We start from the raw sequence: 16,803 nt of genomic DNA on the forward strand, positions 1-16,803 counted from the left end.
AAAGAAAAACATATTCTTTGGGGATAAAAGTTTTATAAAAAACATTCTTATTTTCCTTCATATTTTTTTGAGTAACGCTGCCATAATTCTGTTTGGTGCGTTTCTAAACTCACATCCCTCCCTTGGATAAATGCTTTGCTTAGAATATTGGTACGCATGTCTAGTGCATCACCTTCAGAAATAAAGAGCGTAGCGTGTTTACCAACTTCCAAAGTACCTACCAGATCGCTAACCCCTGCTATTTCTGCAGCATTTTTTGTAATATATTGCACCGCCGTTTCTTTGGGCAAACCATAAGCGGCAAAAGATCCAGCATAAAAAGGCAGGTTACGGGTATTCATACGCTCCATTCTTCCACTGGGGTCAATACTACAAAGGATTCCTGCTTTATCCAGCGCTGCAGCAAGCACAAAAGGATGCTTAACGTTTTCGTCTTCACTTGTTGGCAAACGATGTGGACGCTGTATAACCACTGGAATGTTATTAGCAGCCAATAATTGACTCACCTCATCTGCTTGATCGCCACCAACAATCACTATTTTACTGATTCCAAGTTTATCTGCAAAGTTTACGACATCGGTTATTTCCCTTTTTCCGTCGACATGAACAAATAGTTTTTTGGAACCATTAAAAAGCCCTTCGGAAGCTTCATAAGGCAAATTTCTTGGTTCTTTATCCCCTGCGGCATAGGCCTTTGCTTCTGTTAAAAATTGTGTCACTTCCTCCACCTCTTTGGTATAGTCTTCATTCGGTTTAAGTCCGGGATCTTCACCTCTCCAGGGACGTCCTCTTTTTAAACTATTTGGCCAGTTTAAATGTATGGCATCATCTGTCTTTACTGCAGCATCTTCCCAGTTCCAAGCATCGAACTGCACTATAGATGAAGTCCCTGAAATACGTCCCCCTCTCGGGGTTATTTGTCCCATTAACACTCCATTGGGCCGCATCGATTCTACTATTTTGGACTCTGCGTTGTAGGCAATTAAACTCCTAATATGAGGTAAAAGAGACCCAATTTCGTCCTCATCATCGGTTGCTCTTACAGCGTCTATTTCTACAAGACCAAGAGTGGAATTTAAAGCTATAAAACCAGGGTAAACGTGCTTTCCTTTTGCATCGATAATTTGTTGATAGTCGCTACTGTCAACTTCGGTTATTTTTCCAACAAAAGTGATTTTTCCTTCTTGAAAACCTACAGCTGCATCTTCAATTACGGTGCCATCTCCAATATGTGCTGTGACTCCAGAAATTAAAATGCTTTCTATTTGTTCTCGGGCCGGAGTCTGCTGGGCGTAAGAAACTGTGACCAACAATAGCAATACAAGTTTTATTATTTTTTTCATTTCTAAAATTTTTATAGTTCTTAAAAACTCTATGTTTTTATGTGTTTTTTTAAGCTACTAAACTGTCTCCCCGAGCGGAGTCGAGGGGTAAATTTAAAGTTTGTTATTTTTTGAATTAGTATCATTTTTACATTCAGAAAATAGTTTAAGGCTGTTAAAATCTTCTTTGGCTAATGCTCTTTTTTTATTTCTTCTCCATTTTTTTAATTTCTTTTCAAACCTCTCGGCCTGTTGAAACTGAATAAAAGATTGATAAAAAATTAAATTTACTGGTCTTCTTTTAAAGGTATAAGAAGTTTTGTCTAAACCTTGATTATGCTCATTTATTCTTCTTTCAAGATTATTTGTAAGCCCCGTGTAAATGGAGTTATCTGAACATTCTAACATATATACATAATAATTTTTCATTTTACCGGATGTCTCGACTACGCTCGACAAGACAGACACTATAGAAGTTTATTAAAATACTCGTAAATAAATCTTTTTTATAAACTCCTATCTTTTCAACTTGTTACAATTTATAACTGGTAGATTAAAGTATCGCAATGAAACTCTTCTTCCTCCTTAACAGTTGGTGTTTTTGTCTTTACACCTTTATTTTTTTCACGGATCATCATATTGGTAAGCTCATTTTTCTTTTTCTGAATTTCCTTTTCCTTCTTTTTCATTTCTTCATAGTCGTAGTAAACCGCTCCTTCAATTATTGTTTTTTCTGCAATAGCATAAATAGACATGGGGTGATTGTTCCAAAGCACTAAATCGGCATCCTTCCCCTCTTTTATACTTCCCACATGCTCATCTATATGAAGCAATTTTGCAGGGTTTATGGTAACAAACTTCCAAGCTTCTTCTTCACTCATCCCTCCGTATTTGACTGTTTTTGCGGCTTCTTGATTTAATCTTCTGGACATTTCCCCGTCATCGGAATTAATAGCAACCGTTACACCTTGGTTATGCATAATGGCCGCGTTGTAAGGAATGGCATCGTTTACTTCATATTTATAGGCCCACCAATCGGAGAATGTGGAGCCACCTACCCCGTGTTCTTTCATTTTATCGGCCACTTTATAGCCCTCCAAAATATGGGTAAAAGTATTAATGTTGAAGTTAAATTTATCTGCGACCTTCATCAACATGTTAATTTCACTTTGCACATAGGAATGGCATGAAATAAAACGCTCTTTGTTTAAAATTTCTGCCAAGGTCTCCAGCTCTACATCGTATCTAGGAGCTTTAGTATTTTTCTTTTTGGAAGAAGAAAATGAATTGTATGCTTTCCACTTTTTATCATATTCTTGAGCTCTTTGGAAATAATCTGTAAAAACCTGTTCTACCCCCATTCTGGTTTGTGGAAATCGTACCGTTTGTGCATCTCCCCAATTTGATTGCTTTACATTTTCCCCAAGCGCAAATTTTATAAATTTAGCACGGTCTTCCATTAGCAAATCCTCCGGATCTTCTCCCCATTTTAGTTTTATAATTGCCGATCGCCCTCCTATTGGATTGGCAGAACCGTGTAATATTTGAATCGTTGTAACACCCCCAGAAAGATTCCTATAAATATCTGAATCTTCCGAATTAACAACATCTTCAATCGTTACTTCAGCAGAACTATTATGCCCCGCTTCGTTAATAGAGGCTGCAGCAATATGCGAATGCTCATCTATTATTCCAGCCGTCAGATGTTTTCCTGTAGCATCGATAACCTCGGCTCCAGAGCTTGATAAATCAGTACCGATTTTTGCGATTTTCCCGTTTTTAACCAAAACATCGGTGTTTTCCAAAACCCCTACATCTTCACTGGTCCAAACAGTAGCATTTTTAAAAAGTATATCTCTTGGTACGGGCAAACTCGCCATCCCAAAAGCCTTATTGGGATAAGTAACCGGTAGCACCTTGTAAATGGAATCTGTATCTTCTTCTTTATCCTCTTTTTTAAATGCCGATGAATTTCTAGTGGCCGTCCAAGTACCTTCATTCCCATTGGGTAAAACTGCATTTCCAATTAATTTTTCTGAAGTGGAAATTTTTGAGGATAACCTTACGAACTCATCCTTCTCCCCTTCCGGGTTAAAAAATAGATGAAACCAACCGTTGGTATAATCTACGCTGGAAGCTATTTTAGTAGTTCCTTTTTTCAGTTCAGGTTTTAATTTATCAGGTTCTCCTGTGAGTGCTAAGTCATAATTTTCTCCATTGATTTTTAAGGAGTAATCACCTCTTAAATCAACTATATTCATATCGTTAACAACATGTTTATTCCCTTGAACCCAGTTTTCGTATAAAATGGTTTCTTTGTCAAAAACATCTCCAGAAGTAATTAAAAAGTTGGCATAACGTCCCTTTTCCAAAGAGCCTATGGTTTCATTGGCCTTCAGTAAATTTGCGGGAAGTGTAGTAAGCGCTTCCAGTGCTTTCGTTTTGTCCAACCCATACTTAATAGCTTTTAAAAGGTTGGTTTTAAAATCACTTAATTTTTTATTATCGGCTGCGGTAAAGGCAAATCTTACCTCGTTTTCAGCTAAAACTTTTGGATTCGTGGGCGCTTGATTCCAAAGTAGCATTTCTTCCAAGGCTATTTTCCCGGCCATATACGGATCTGAAACATCATAGGCTTCTGGAAAATTTAACGGTAAAATATAAGTTGCCTCGGTTTCCTTTATTTCCCCGATGCGCTCAAACTCATTCCCACCGCCTTTAATTAAGTAATTCAGTTGAAATTCGTTAGCCAGCTTAGCAGCTCTTAAATCGTTTAGTTTATCATCTGCAGCAAAAATTTGGGGTAATTTTTTATTGTCGTTCAATGCTTCCAAAGACAAATCTTTGCTTTCCGCATTACCACCAGCATACCAATTGGCATCGTAGTACATTTGCCGTAATAAAGCTATAGCACCCATTAGGGATGTGGGATAGGCTTGACGGGAAGACTTGCTCTTTTCAAAGGATAAAAATTGCGCTACGTCTTCTGCAATAATCCTTTCATTATCATTACCGTTTTCATTCAAGGTAACGAGCATGCTGGTTCCGCGTACAATCCCATCATTTACATGCGTATTCACAACTCCAAAGCCGACTTCCAAAAGTTCTTTGGCCTTCTTCTTATCAAAAGAGAATTTTTCAATAGCCCTTTGCTCAGGCATAATATGGTCGTTCCAGTAATATCCTTCGCGTGAAGCGTCGTATTGTGGACGCTCACTATCTTTAGGCTTGTTCGGCTCTGAAATCCCAAAACTTGAGAATATATCGATAAAAGAAGGATATACATTTTTTCCATCCAAATCTATAGTTATAGCATTTTTCGGGATGGTTACTGAACTACCCACGGCTTTTACCTTACCATTTTGAATAAGCAATGTACTGTTTTCGATAATGTTTGAAGGGGTCACATAAATTTTTGCATTGGTGAATGCCGTGTAATTGGAATTTTTTGTTTTAACACCGTCGTTTTTTGGAAAATATTCTTGTGCCTGTAACGACAAAGAACATACGAACAGTGCCAAAAAGCATAGCTTTAATTTCATCTGTAGTTTTTGATTAAGAATTCGTTGAAGCTAAATTTAAGACATTTTGTTACAAAATCAACATTACAATAGAGAATCCTACAGTTTTTTATCTTTATAATAATTTACGAGGAGCGCCACTACGTAACTGTAACTTTTAAGTCCTTTTTTTTGATTATTTGCTTTGAGGAAGGTATTAAACGAATTTTTAAAAACAGGTTCTGCTTTTGTTTTGTGTCGACGCCAAAAATTGGCCACTTCCACATAGTTTTTTATAATTCCGAGGTGTACAATTTCGTTATATTCCTCAAACTTTTTGATGTCCCTTCTTTTTACTTCACCTAAACAATAACGCAATACATAGATATAACCGGAATATTTAAAATAAAGGTCATCATTGGAGGTAGCGGCAAGGAAAGCCACGAAATTAGCCTCATTCTCTGCGGAATAACCTATTTGATGCGCCTCTTCATGACAACTCACCGTTGGATATTTAAAATCTATTTGAAGTCCGTTCACCTGGGCTTCATTGGTAAACGGATTCAGGTAGCCGCTGTAACCCATGTACGTAAGTGCCGTGCTATATAAGGAGGTTTTTATACTTTTCGGACTGTAACTAAACTCTGGGATTATCTTACCCAGTGTCTCATAACCAGACATCGTTTTTTTATAGATTTCAGGTTTGGAATAAGGTATTTTCACCATTACCGTATCGTTATTGGTAAGTTGGGAGTGGATTTCGTTGCTTTTTTCAATCAACCGCTCTGTGAAATCGTATAATTCTTCGGAAGTGTATTCACTGGATAAATTCAATTTTTTATGAATGGGAAGCCGATAATAATTAAACCCCCAAAATAAATGAAAAACGAAATAGACAAAAGAAACCACTAAAAATACTTCCCTTAAAAAAATTCTAGTACCGTAAAAAAACAAGCGTCCCTTGGTTATTAAAAACCGGATGATAAAAATAACCAAAAGCGTGTAAAGAATATCCCCAATAGAAAAAGGGACCCACCCAAATGCATACCGAAAGCCTTTAGAAATAAATTGATAGACAAAATTACTGTAATAGGTTTCTATAAATTCTGGATATCCAGCCAACCATTTAACTAAAATGTACTGGGGGATAATGGAAAGTGCTAAAAATGTTTTTAGGCGGTCGGACATATGGTCAAAAATAGAAATAATTTGGTTGATAACGGAAGTTATTTTTTTGTCAGGATAATTATTTTCTACAGAATTATGGCGTTGGTAAAGCTTTTTAAAAATGCAATTCTTATTTTTGTGAAAATCTAAGCAATCAATATGAGTAAAGAAGTAAGAGCCCTGCAACCTAGTGAGGTTTGGGAAAAATTTGCCGATTTAAATGCGGTACCCAGACCCTCCAAAAAAGAAGAGCGTGTAATAGCCTTTATGGTGGATTTTGGGAAAAATCTTAATCTTGAAACATTTAAAGATGAAGTAGGAAATGTAATTGTGCGCAAACCGGCAACCCCTGGAATGGAAAATAGAAAAACGGTGGTGCTACAGTCGCATTTAGATATGGTTCATCAAAAAAATAACGATACGAAATTCGATTTCAGTACCGAGGGTATCAATATGTATGTTACCGAAGATGGATGGGTGAAAGCGAAAGGAACTACACTTGGAGCCGATAATGGCTTGGGAGTAGCTGCGATTATGGCAATTTTGGAAAGTAAAGATATTTCCCATCCTGCCATTGAAGCACTCTTTACCATCGATGAGGAAACAGGAATGACCGGAGCTCAAGGCCTAAAAGGTGGTGTTCTTAAAGGTGATATCTTACTGAATTTAGATACCGAGGAAGACGATGAAATTGATATTGGCTGTGCTGGAGGTGTCGATATTACCGCCACTAGAAAATATGAAGAGGAAGAAACCCCTAATAATGTTACAGCCTATAGAATTTTGGTAAAAGGACTGCAAGGTGGACACAGTGGTATGGATATCCACCGTGGTTTTGGAAATGCCAATAAAATCATGAACCGATTGCTGTTCGATGGTTTCGAAAATTTCGGACTCAGAATTGCGATGATTGATGGCGGAGGGTTACGAAATGCCATCCCGAGGGAGAGTGAAGCCATTATTGTGGTAGATGAAATTCATCATGATGCATTTGCACTCGAATTTAATCAATTGGCTACCGTAATTAAAAAAGAGTATCGAACCAATGAGCCTTCTTTATCCATTACTGCAGAAGTTATAGATATTCCCTCAAAGGTTATGAATATTGGGGTTCAAGAAGGAATTACAAGGGCATTGTATGCAGCACATAATGGCGTGTATGCCATGAGCCCAGATATGGAAGACCTCGTGCAAACATCCAATAATATTGCACGTGTTAAAATTAAGGAAGGAAAAATTAAAGTATTGTGCTTGACAAGATCATCGGTAGAATCTTCTAAAATAGATTTGGCAAACGGACTTCGGGCTGCATTCGAACTTTGCGGTTGTGAGGTTTCTTTAAGCGGAGAATACCCAGGCTGGAAGCCAAATCCTGAAAGTGCCATTTTAAAGGTTTTAAATAAAAAATATCAAACGCTTTTCAAAGAAAAACCAGAAGTGGTGGCTTGCCATGCCGGATTGGAATGCGGTATTTTAGGACAAAATTATCCAGAAATGGATATGATTAGCTTCGGACCTACGATTAAAGGTGCACATTCTCCAGATGAAAGAGCGAATATAGCGTCGGTTCAAAAGTTTTGGACTTTCCTAAAAGAAATTTTAAAAGAGGTTCCGGTTAAAGACTAATATATTTCGTTTACGATATTGAAAGCACTAAAAGTCCCTGTAAGATAAAAATGTTACAAGGACTTTTATTTTCGAATTAAATTGAAAACAAAATTATCGACCTCAATATTTTGGCAGTTTGACGTTAACCGAAAGGCAGTCAGGTTTTATTCTTTTGCATCTTACTGTTCGAAATTATTACAAAAACGCTTATTTTAGGTGCTTAAAAAAAATAGATCGCATTTAGAAGCAAAACTTTGTTTTTTTGATTTAAAATGCGAGGTTGGTATAGAGAAATACTTCTATTTCTAACAGGTTTTCCGATTTTTGTAAATATCAAAGTCAGTTTTTTCTATCTGTTATAGGCATTTTTAAATGTAGAACTATAAAATCGCGAAAAGTGTCCTTTTGGGCTCTTAATTTTGGAAATGTCTTGTCTTGGTTTATAACTAATTTTCGTTTGTAAGAATTCGCTAATCATTGCACTACTACCAAAAAACAATTATTGTGGCCACCATTATCATCAATAATCTTATTTTTTTGCAGTGTTTTTATTTATTCCCTCCATTATACCGTGTGATGTATGAAAAAAGCAGTAAATTTCGAATGCGTATAACTCATGGAAAATTTTTATTAATTGAGAACAAATGTAATTATCTATTTTCCGGTTTTCCAATCACGAAGGGTATAATAATTCATTTAGTCTAGTGCTTGTTCTGTTGGTATAATGCGCTCAAGATTTATGGTAAAAAATTAAACATGTCAACAGAAAAAACAATCGAGCCATTTCCAATAGTAGGTATTGGTGCATCCGCTGGTGGAATTGATTCATTTTCCAAATTTTTGAGTACTATACCCGACGATTCTGGGATGGCTTATATATTGGTACAGCACCTTGCGCCTTCCCACGAAAGTATCTTATCTCACATTCTTGCCAAAATAACTACGTTGCCTGTAAAAGAGATAACAAACGACTGTAAAATTTTGCCTAATCATATTTATGTTATTCCTGAAAATAAAATGCTGGAAGTAACAGATCATGAATTAAAGCTTTATCCTAGGGATATCAAAATCCAACACATGCCTATTGATGTTTTCTTTTCTTCACTGGCAAGAGTTCACGGCACCCAAGCCATTGGGGTTGTACTTTCTGGTACCGCCAGAGATGGCACCTTAGGTTTAAGGGATATAAAAGAATATGGAGGGATTACTTTTGCTGAAGATCCTGACATGGCAGCATGGGATGGAATGCCAACAAACGCTATCGAAGCCGGGGTAGTTGATTTTGTTTTACCAGCTGAAGAAATCTTCCCTAAGTTAATAGATGTATATACCGCCTACGAAACCAATGGTGCTCGTGGCAGTCTTGGGATTGACACAAAAAAAATAACCGAAGACGGACTTCATAGGATTCTATCATTGGTACAGCAGGAAAGCGGCGTAGATTTTAGTTATTACAAGCGTCCCACCATTTTGAGACGAATTGCCCGCAGAATGGCGATAAACCAAGTTCCCAGTCACGTTGTATATTTAGAATTACTTCGAGAAAACAAATCCGAACAGGCCGCTTTACTTCAAGATCTCCTTATTAAGGTTACTTCTTTTTTCCGGGATCCCGAAATATTTGATAAATTAAAAGAAACGGTAATACCACAGCTATTGGAAAATCGGCTTCCGGATAAGCCGATCCGAGCCTGGGTAACAGCGTGTGCAACGGGTGAAGAGGCCTACTCACTAGCAATTACTTTTTTAGATGCATTAGACCAAAAGGATAGCGAAAGTTCCAGTTACAATACCAAGATCCAGATATTTGCTTCAGATATTTCAGAAGTGGCTATAAATAAAGCAAGAGCAGGTGTATACACTGCAGCTGAGGTTCAACCGCTTTCTAAAAGGCAGTTGGATCGATATTTTACCAAGATAGATGGTAATTATAAAGTAATAAAATCCTTAAGGGATACTATCGTTTTTTCTGAGCACAATTTTCTGAAAGATCCACCATTTAGCAAATTAGATTTGATAAGTTGCCGTAATGTATTGATTTATTTGGATGCATTTTTGCAAAAGAAATTGCTGTCTACCTTTCATTATGCTTTAAAGGATAATGGTTTTCTGCTCTTGGGCAAGTCGGAAACTACGGGAACTTTCCCAGATATTTTTGTACCTTTTTCAAAGCAGGCTAAAATATATACCCGTAAATCTGGTTCCGAGCGTTTATTTCAAGTTTCTGGGGTACGAAAAGAAAATAAAGTGCCTCCAGTTAAACCCATTCAAACGGACAATATTCCAAAAACTGATTTTAGGCAAAGTGCCAATACCATTTTACTCTCTGGTTATACACCTGCAAGTTTAATTGTGGATGAACACATGGAAATTGTTCAAATTAATGGGAATATGACTCCCTTCTTAGAATTTTCTTCTGGGAAACCTTCTCACGAACTGATGAAAATAGCTAGGAAAGAACTCGCTTTTGAACTTCGCAATGCCTTGCACAAGGCTAAAGAATCTCAAAAAAAAGTAAGTAAAGAAAGGATTTCCTTAAAAAACAATTCAGATCAGTTTTTTGTCAATATAGAAGTTATACCACTTAATGACATTAGAGTTCCTTATTATTTAATACTCTTTCATAAAAAGGAGCCTATTAATTCTTTTTGGAGCAATTTATGGAACCGATGGTCTCTTGCTTTCAGTCCTTCGTCAAAAAATCATCTTACAGACCGGAATGAGGCACTACAGAGAGAATTAGAACAGGTGCGTGAAGATATGCATCGCATCAGTGAAGATCAAGAGGCTTCCAACGAAGAACTGCAAAGCGCCAACGAAGAGTTACTTAGTAGTAATGAGGAAATGCAAAGTTTGAATGAAGAACTGGAAACTTCAAAGGAAGAATTACAATCCACCAACGAAGAACTGGTCGTAGTTAACCGTGAACTTATGGAGAAGCAAACAGAGCTTACCCATACCTTAAATTATTTGGACGCTATTATAGCAAATCTTCGTGAACCTTTTGTGGTGCTAGATAAAGACTTCCGTGTTTGCAATGCTAATTTGGCTTATTACAACAAGTTTAAGGTTGATAAGTTGGAGACCGAAGGAAAATCTTTTTTTCAGGTACAGCAGAGTTTATTTGACAATCCGAAGTTAAGGCACCTAATTCAAAAAATACTCTCCGAAAAAGATCGGGTATTGGATGAAGAGATTATTATCAATTTTTCATCTGGGAACAAAAAATCTTTTATGTTCAATGTTCGAAAAATTGAGAACCCACAGGAATCAAAAAAATTAATATTACTATCTCTGGAGGATATCACCGAGAGAAAAATGACAGAAAGTTATAAAAATATTATTGCGGAACTTCAAAAAACCAATGAACAACTGGACCGATATGTACATGTAGCTAGCCACGACTTACAAGAACCACTAAGGAAAATATTGATTTTTTCGGATCTTCTATTGGAAGATGATCGTATTGGAATAGAAGGTAAAAGGGAAGTTGTTGAAAAAATATCTTCTTCAGCCGCAAGAATGTCCAATCTTATAAAAGGATTGCTAGAATATTCCCGTGTTGCTCATCACGAAGAACTTTTAGATCAAGTGAATCTCAACAATATTGCGAAAGAGATTCTTTTAGATTTCGAACTGCTGATCGAAGATACGCAAGCAAAAATTAAAATTGGGGAACTTCCCTTAATTGAAGCAGTTCCTTTACAAATGAATCAGTTATTAAGGAATCTTTTAGATAATGGACTCAAATTTACCAAAACAGGAGTAGCACCCAACATTGAAATAAGTTCGCATAAACTTTCAAAAAATGAAATCGAAAAGTATCCAAAGCTCTCTACGGAGCTAAACTACTATGAAATTATAGTGAGCGATAAGGGTATTGGGTTTAGCCCCGAATACCAAGAAAAGATTTTTTTGATTTTTGAACGTCTTATGGGATCTCTGGATCAAAAGGGAAGTGGAATAGGTCTTTCATTGGTAAAAAAAATTGTGGAGAATCACAACGGTATTATTTATACAGTTTCCACGGAAGGAAATGGGGCAGCTTTTCATGTAATTCTTCCCGAAGTTCAACCGAAATAAGGAATATTATAAATTGCAAAAAAATTACTAAGAGTAAATGTTAGTTTCAACAATTATTGCGAGAAATTTTAAGTTTATGCATAAAGGAAAAATCTTCACTTAAAGGTGAAGATTTTTCGCTCATTTGGTTAGATTAGTGATATTCCGTAAAAATGCTCAGTTACTTCTTCATGAGAACTTCGTACCTAATACTTCTCGCAACACATTCATTTTTGCACCAATAATCCATAGAAGATTTGGGGTGGTTTGGAGGTATTCCATGGGTTTTCCATAGCCACATTTAAGGGATTAGCCGAAATAACATTGAAAATTAGGCAAAACCTTAAGTTAGTATTAATCCTAAAAGCATAAAGTTTGACTTTAAAAAATTATGGATAAAATTATATTAAAAAATAGATGGAGCTGTCTAAAGTATGGTAACCAAATAAAAATTTTTTTTAATAAACGTAATGATTGGGTTATTCTTTATGTTCGATCTCTATTCTTTTAATTCTCACTTTATCTATTGCAGTATTTTCTGGGGAACCAATAGCACCTCCCAATATTGCTACGGCAGCACCTAAAAGAAATATGAGAAAAGTTATAATATAATATTTGCTAATGGCACGGGCTCTTTTGTTCGCATATTCAATAGCCTTCATTTTGGCTTCTGTATATTTGTTCTGTGCGTTTTGTGTAGCCGAATCTAAATTGTTTTCCCACTTATTTATTTTATCGTTAATATCGGTGCCACTAAGGTGGGTCTTTTTACTCAAATAAACTTTTAAAGAAGATCTATCAAAAAAATTTTCACTTCCCCCTACTCTAATACTTAAATCACCGCTTTCATCCAATTCGTAGGAAATATCATTAAAAAAACTCTCAATTTCTTCTTCCAATTTCAAATTATTTCTAGAATCTAAGGGGAATTCCAGAGTATCGGCTGGAGTCTCCTCAGAAATTAAATCTGATCGTTTATTAGCATTGATTAACCTATAGGCTTGCCTTTTAATTTTTAAATAGGCCAAATCTGTTTCTTCCTGACATTTTTTGGAAACCATCTCCATCCCCACTGATCCATTTTTTGAATGAACATTATTAAAGCTTCCAAATATGGATTCTGTAATCTTATGATTAACACCGCCAATTAATATTAAAAAGAAAAAGATAAGTAAAACATAGAGTGCCCATGCCAAAAAGCCGTGCATGGCTCCGTCGATATTAGAATGAAAACCAGACATTCGAGCAGCAAGGAAACCACCAACAAAAAGCACCAATAGATGGGAAATTGCCCACCAGATTATGGCTCCTATCCCCAATGTGTAAAATGGGGAATGTTGAGCTGAAAAATCTAAAGTTGAGAGCCCAATCCCAATTCCCAATAAATTTAGCAATATTATAATGGCGATGGACGCTAAACATCCGCCAAGGATCGCCGCCCATGATATTTTTAATGTTTTTTTCTTGCTTGTACCAACTTCAGTGGATTCTGGCGTCATAAGCAGTTTATGTTTTTAATAAAGAATATTTTTAGTTACATATCTATTCTCTCTTAAAATTTAAGTTTATAGAGGTTTTGCTTTAAGTTTGAAACTATTTTTCTCGTATCTTTTCAAATTAGTAAACAAAAATGATGTAGTGGTGTCGTAAAAACCAATATGTTAACGCTAAAAAATTTTTGCTATTAAATTAATGTGGTTGCAAAGAGTTAAATCACGAGATATGAAGTATGATTTTTACCGAAAGACTTTCTAAATAAAATCGATTATGTGAATAGATGTTTTTTTGAATAAAACTGGTTTATTTTATTGAAAATGAAGTTATTTCTGTAATATCGATATTAATTCAGGTATTTTTATTATTTTAAATAAAAAAGGTTTGTTTATTACTTCCACATTTCGCAGAGCTATTTTTTTGAAGGATGAATAACCATTAAAAGCTATGAAGCTAAGAGTTAAATTTGATGATAAGCTAGTTTTTAGAAATCTTCTAAAACAGCAGCTAGATTCATTGGGAGTTCCCTATGAGATTCTAGCTAATTTAGATATTATTATCAAAGACGGCACTAAAGTTATAGAAATTGGGGTCTTAGAGCAGGATTTAGCCAAAGTGGGAATTGTAATTTTGAGTGATGAAAAAATTCAATTGTCAGAACGAATCAAAGAAGTAATAACTGAAATGATTCACCACAATAATAAAACCCAACGATATAAGTTTTCTAAATATCTATCAGATAAATTGAATTATTCTTACAGCCATTTGGCCAATGTATTTTCCGAAACGACGCATACTTCTATCGAACGTTTTATTATTTTAAAGAAAATAGATTATGCAAAAACCTTAATGACAAATGAGGGTCTTACACTAACCGAAATCGCCTATCAATTAAATTACAGCAGTGTAGCACACCTCTCAAACCAGTTTAAAAAGATAACAGGACTTAGTCCTAGCCTTTTTCAGGAAATTGTGGCCAAACGTAATTTAGAAAGAAAATTTGTACAGTCAGTGACTTAATATGATTAACAAAAAAATGCTTGTGGCCGTTGCCGATGATGATGCAGAAGACCTTTTGTTTTTTAAAAAGGCCATTGCAAGTGTTAAAATGGCAACCGAACTTTTTCTATTTAATAACGGCCAGGAACTTATGGATTATTTGAATACGCCTGGCAATCCGATGCCCGATATTGTCTTTTTAGATCTTAACATGCCCGTTAAAAATGGTATGGAGAGCCTACGTGAAATTCGTTACAATAGCAGATTTAAAAATCTTTCAGTAGCTATTTATTCAACTTCCACATCAGAATCCGATATCAAAAAAACATTTATTCTTGGTGCCAATGTCTATATAAATAAGCCTAACAGTCTCGTACTTTTAAAAGAAGTGATAGAGAAGGTGCTAAATATGAATTGGCAATACCAGAATTCTAAAATGGATAAAGACAATTTTTTACTTCGCCTTTAAAAATTTAAAATTTTCAGTGTCTACTTTCGCGGTTGGAATTAACTTTTTTTAGACAGTCTACTGTTCCTTCAATTTATTCAGGATAAGAATGAATTTAGTAAACACTCCCTTTTTACAGTTCTATTTTGCAGGTATTGATAGTGGTACCCCAAATCCAATTCATATAAATTTTTCTTTTCTATAAGATTTGTTTTTAAAAACTGAACCTTCGAAAAAATCTTCAGAAAATTGAGGACTTCTAAGTAAGAGAAAAAAACATCTTCATATAAAATAACATTGCAATCTCTAAGGTGGTTATTCTAACTTTTTAATAAAATATATTATTGCGAGTGTTTTCAATGCTGCCGAATGATGTAAGAAAACCGTCATATTGTGTAAGGAAGAATTTAAAGTAATTATAAATCTTTGTGTGAATACCAAAGAAAGAAGTAATACGGTAAATTTTAACCTCATATTTTAGAAATAATATCCGATTCAAATATTAAAATTTTGTAGAGATTCTTTTAAAGACTGGCAAGTTAAATTGATTATCGGTTAGATTCCTTAAAAAAATGTAGAAAATTAAACGAAGGAATCAATAGTCTGTTAAATCTAATCGTATTCAGTGAAGAGGCGTTAGCAGTTTTAATTTGTTTAGCGCGAGGTTTTCTTTTCTTGCTGAAAAAATTTGGAGATCCCAATTTCACAAGGTCATAAATGTACTGGAAATATAAAAATAGTAGTATATGAATATACATCAGCAACTTTTAAAGAAGGGCAATCGAAGCGTACTCAATCGGTATAAGAATGTCTTAGGAGGTTCTATGAAAATTGGAACGGAGGAATCTCGATTGGTTTTTGACAATGAAGTAGCTTCCGGTTTTATTCAATCGGTCAATCTTAGAAATGGCATTTCGTTTTTGCAATATGATATGACAATATTCCGAGATGCCGAAATTGCTCATATAAATTCAGGGGGTAGCCCTTTATATTTAATTTACTGCTCGGAAGATGATCTCATTCACAGTTTTAGTTCTAAAGGATTAAAACGAAAATTAGGTAAATTCCAGACTACTATCCTAACAAGCAGTCATGATTCTAACAGTATATTCCATTTTGTAAAGAATAGGAAATACAAAATACTGCTTATAAAAATAAATCCTTACAATACCTTCCAAAATACTTCCTTTAATAGTTTGAAAAATAGTATAGAAGCTAAAATACATGCCACGCAAACGAGTGATTACCTAGTTTACATTGGTTCTTACAATTTAAAAATTGCCAATGAAATTTCTCAAATTAAAAATGTTCCCCAAGATCAACTAGTTCGTTCCTTGTTATTGGAAGCCATAATAAACAAAGTTCTTGCATATGGAATTCAGCAATTCGAAAATGATAAAAATCTTAATTTTTATAGCTTTTCCAAATACCTAACCAAAAAAGAAATGTGTACAATACAAGAACTTGCCGCATTTATTGCAAATGGACCCGAAAAAGAATACACTATTAAATCTTTGTGTGGCCGGGTTGGAATGTCCTCAACAAAATTACAGCATGGTTTTAAATTGTTATATGGAACCACGGTAAAAGACTATATTAGGGACGTACGGCTTGATATGGCTGAAGAATTGATAAAAAACACAGATTTATCTATTTCTGAAGTAGTGTATAGTATAGGTCTCACGAGTAGAAGCTACTTTTCGAAAATTTTTAAGAAGAAGTTCGATTGTAGTCCTAAGAAATTTAGAGAACAACAAAATTCCTTTTATGACTATTGTGTAGCATAATCGATATACCTGACAAAAATCCAGTACTTCCTTGAAAAAAACTGGTTCTCAGCTAAGAAATTACTTTAAATAAGATAATTGAAAGCCTATTAAGCATTATCCCGAGGCTGATGTTTTTCTTTTCGCTTTTCTACTTGATGATTTATCTTTTTACCATCGGTTTCTTTATGGTTTATAGCTTGCTCACTTGTACTCTGTTTTTTTTGTTCTGATGTTTTATCCTTTGTATCCATTTCTTAATTGTTTTAAATTATCATTTCGAGTTTCTTCACTTGAATTTTAATTCTGCTTCTTCAAGTTACCTTAATATAATCATATTTTAGGGTTCATACAACTTACTGTTATTTAAATATTTAAATTCTTTGTAATAACCTTTTTAATTTGGCCATGAAGTATAGATAATAAAGCCCTTTTTA

General features: G+C 34.9%; 11 protein-coding genes. 5 read left to right on the plus strand and 6 right to left on the minus strand.

Annotated elements, in window-relative coordinates:
- Positions 1 to 47 precede the first annotated feature (47 nt).
- The 4 genes from HX109_RS00585 to HX109_RS00600 all read right to left on the minus strand — a co-directional run bounded on the left by HX109_RS00585 (position 48) and on the right by HX109_RS00600 (position 6,010).
- A complete protein-coding gene (locus tag HX109_RS00585; RefSeq protein WP_178949287.1) occupies positions 48 to 1,343 on the minus strand; it encodes an amidohydrolase family protein in 1,296 nt (431 codons plus the stop codon).
- Between the two features lie 93 nt (positions 1,344 to 1,436).
- Positions 1,437 to 1,751: a GIY-YIG nuclease family protein gene (locus HX109_RS00590; protein ID WP_178949288.1), complete on the minus strand. Its 315-nt coding sequence runs from the start codon at positions 1,749 to 1,751 to the stop codon at positions 1,437 to 1,439.
- 110 nt (positions 1,752 to 1,861) lie between these two features.
- The gene (locus tag HX109_RS00595; protein WP_178949289.1) at positions 1,862 to 4,864 is read right to left on the minus strand and encodes an amidohydrolase family protein; all 3,003 of its coding nucleotides are present in this window, start codon (positions 4,862 to 4,864) and stop codon (positions 1,862 to 1,864) included.
- A gap of 78 nt (positions 4,865 to 4,942) precedes the next feature.
- Positions 4,943 to 6,010 (minus strand): DUF3810 domain-containing protein, encoded by a 1,068-nt coding sequence (locus HX109_RS00600; protein WP_178949290.1) that lies wholly within the window; start codon positions 6,008 to 6,010, stop codon positions 4,943 to 4,945.
- Between the two features lie 138 nt (positions 6,011 to 6,148).
- Here HX109_RS00600 and HX109_RS00605 point away from each other — a divergent pair, with 138 nt between their 5' ends.
- Complete coding sequence (locus tag HX109_RS00605; RefSeq protein ID WP_178949291.1) at positions 6,149 to 7,615, plus strand: aminoacyl-histidine dipeptidase; 1,467 nt, start codon at positions 6,149 to 6,151, stop codon at positions 7,613 to 7,615.
- A gap of 738 nt (positions 7,616 to 8,353) precedes the next feature.
- Positions 8,354 to 11,680: a chemotaxis protein CheB gene (locus HX109_RS00610; protein ID WP_178949292.1), complete on the plus strand. Its 3,327-nt coding sequence runs from the start codon at positions 8,354 to 8,356 to the stop codon at positions 11,678 to 11,680.
- Between the two features lie 458 nt (positions 11,681 to 12,138).
- Here the strand turns inward: HX109_RS00610 and HX109_RS00615 are convergent, their stop codons facing one another.
- The gene (locus tag HX109_RS00615) at positions 12,139 to 13,158 is read right to left on the minus strand and encodes a hypothetical protein (protein ID WP_178949293.1); all 1,020 of its coding nucleotides are present in this window, start codon (positions 13,156 to 13,158) and stop codon (positions 12,139 to 12,141) included.
- Between the two features lie 442 nt (positions 13,159 to 13,600).
- Between HX109_RS00615 and HX109_RS00620 the strand changes: the two genes are divergently transcribed.
- The 3 genes from HX109_RS00620 to HX109_RS00630 all read left to right on the plus strand — a co-directional run bounded on the left by HX109_RS00620 (position 13,601) and on the right by HX109_RS00630 (position 16,387).
- The gene (locus tag HX109_RS00620) at positions 13,601 to 14,173 is read left to right on the plus strand and encodes a helix-turn-helix domain-containing protein (RefSeq protein ID WP_178949294.1); all 573 of its coding nucleotides are present in this window, start codon (positions 13,601 to 13,603) and stop codon (positions 14,171 to 14,173) included.
- Position 14,174: 1 nt separating this feature from the next.
- On the plus strand, positions 14,175 to 14,621 hold the full coding sequence (locus tag HX109_RS00625; RefSeq protein WP_178949295.1) for a response regulator: 447 nt from the start codon (positions 14,175 to 14,177) through the stop codon (positions 14,619 to 14,621).
- A 725-nt stretch (positions 14,622 to 15,346) separates the two neighbouring features.
- Positions 15,347 to 16,387, plus strand: coding sequence for a helix-turn-helix domain-containing protein (locus HX109_RS00630; protein ID WP_178949296.1), 1,041 nt, complete (start codon positions 15,347 to 15,349; stop codon positions 16,385 to 16,387).
- A gap of 89 nt (positions 16,388 to 16,476) precedes the next feature.
- On the opposite strand, the gene HX109_RS00635 is transcribed toward HX109_RS00630, so the two are convergent.
- Complete coding sequence (locus HX109_RS00635; RefSeq protein ID WP_178949297.1) at positions 16,477 to 16,620, minus strand: hypothetical protein; 144 nt, start codon at positions 16,618 to 16,620, stop codon at positions 16,477 to 16,479.
- Positions 16,621 to 16,803 lie beyond the last annotated feature (183 nt).

This window comes from Galbibacter sp. BG1 (genome assembly GCF_013391805.1).
Classification (GTDB): Bacteria; Bacteroidota; Bacteroidia; order Flavobacteriales; family Flavobacteriaceae; genus Galbibacter.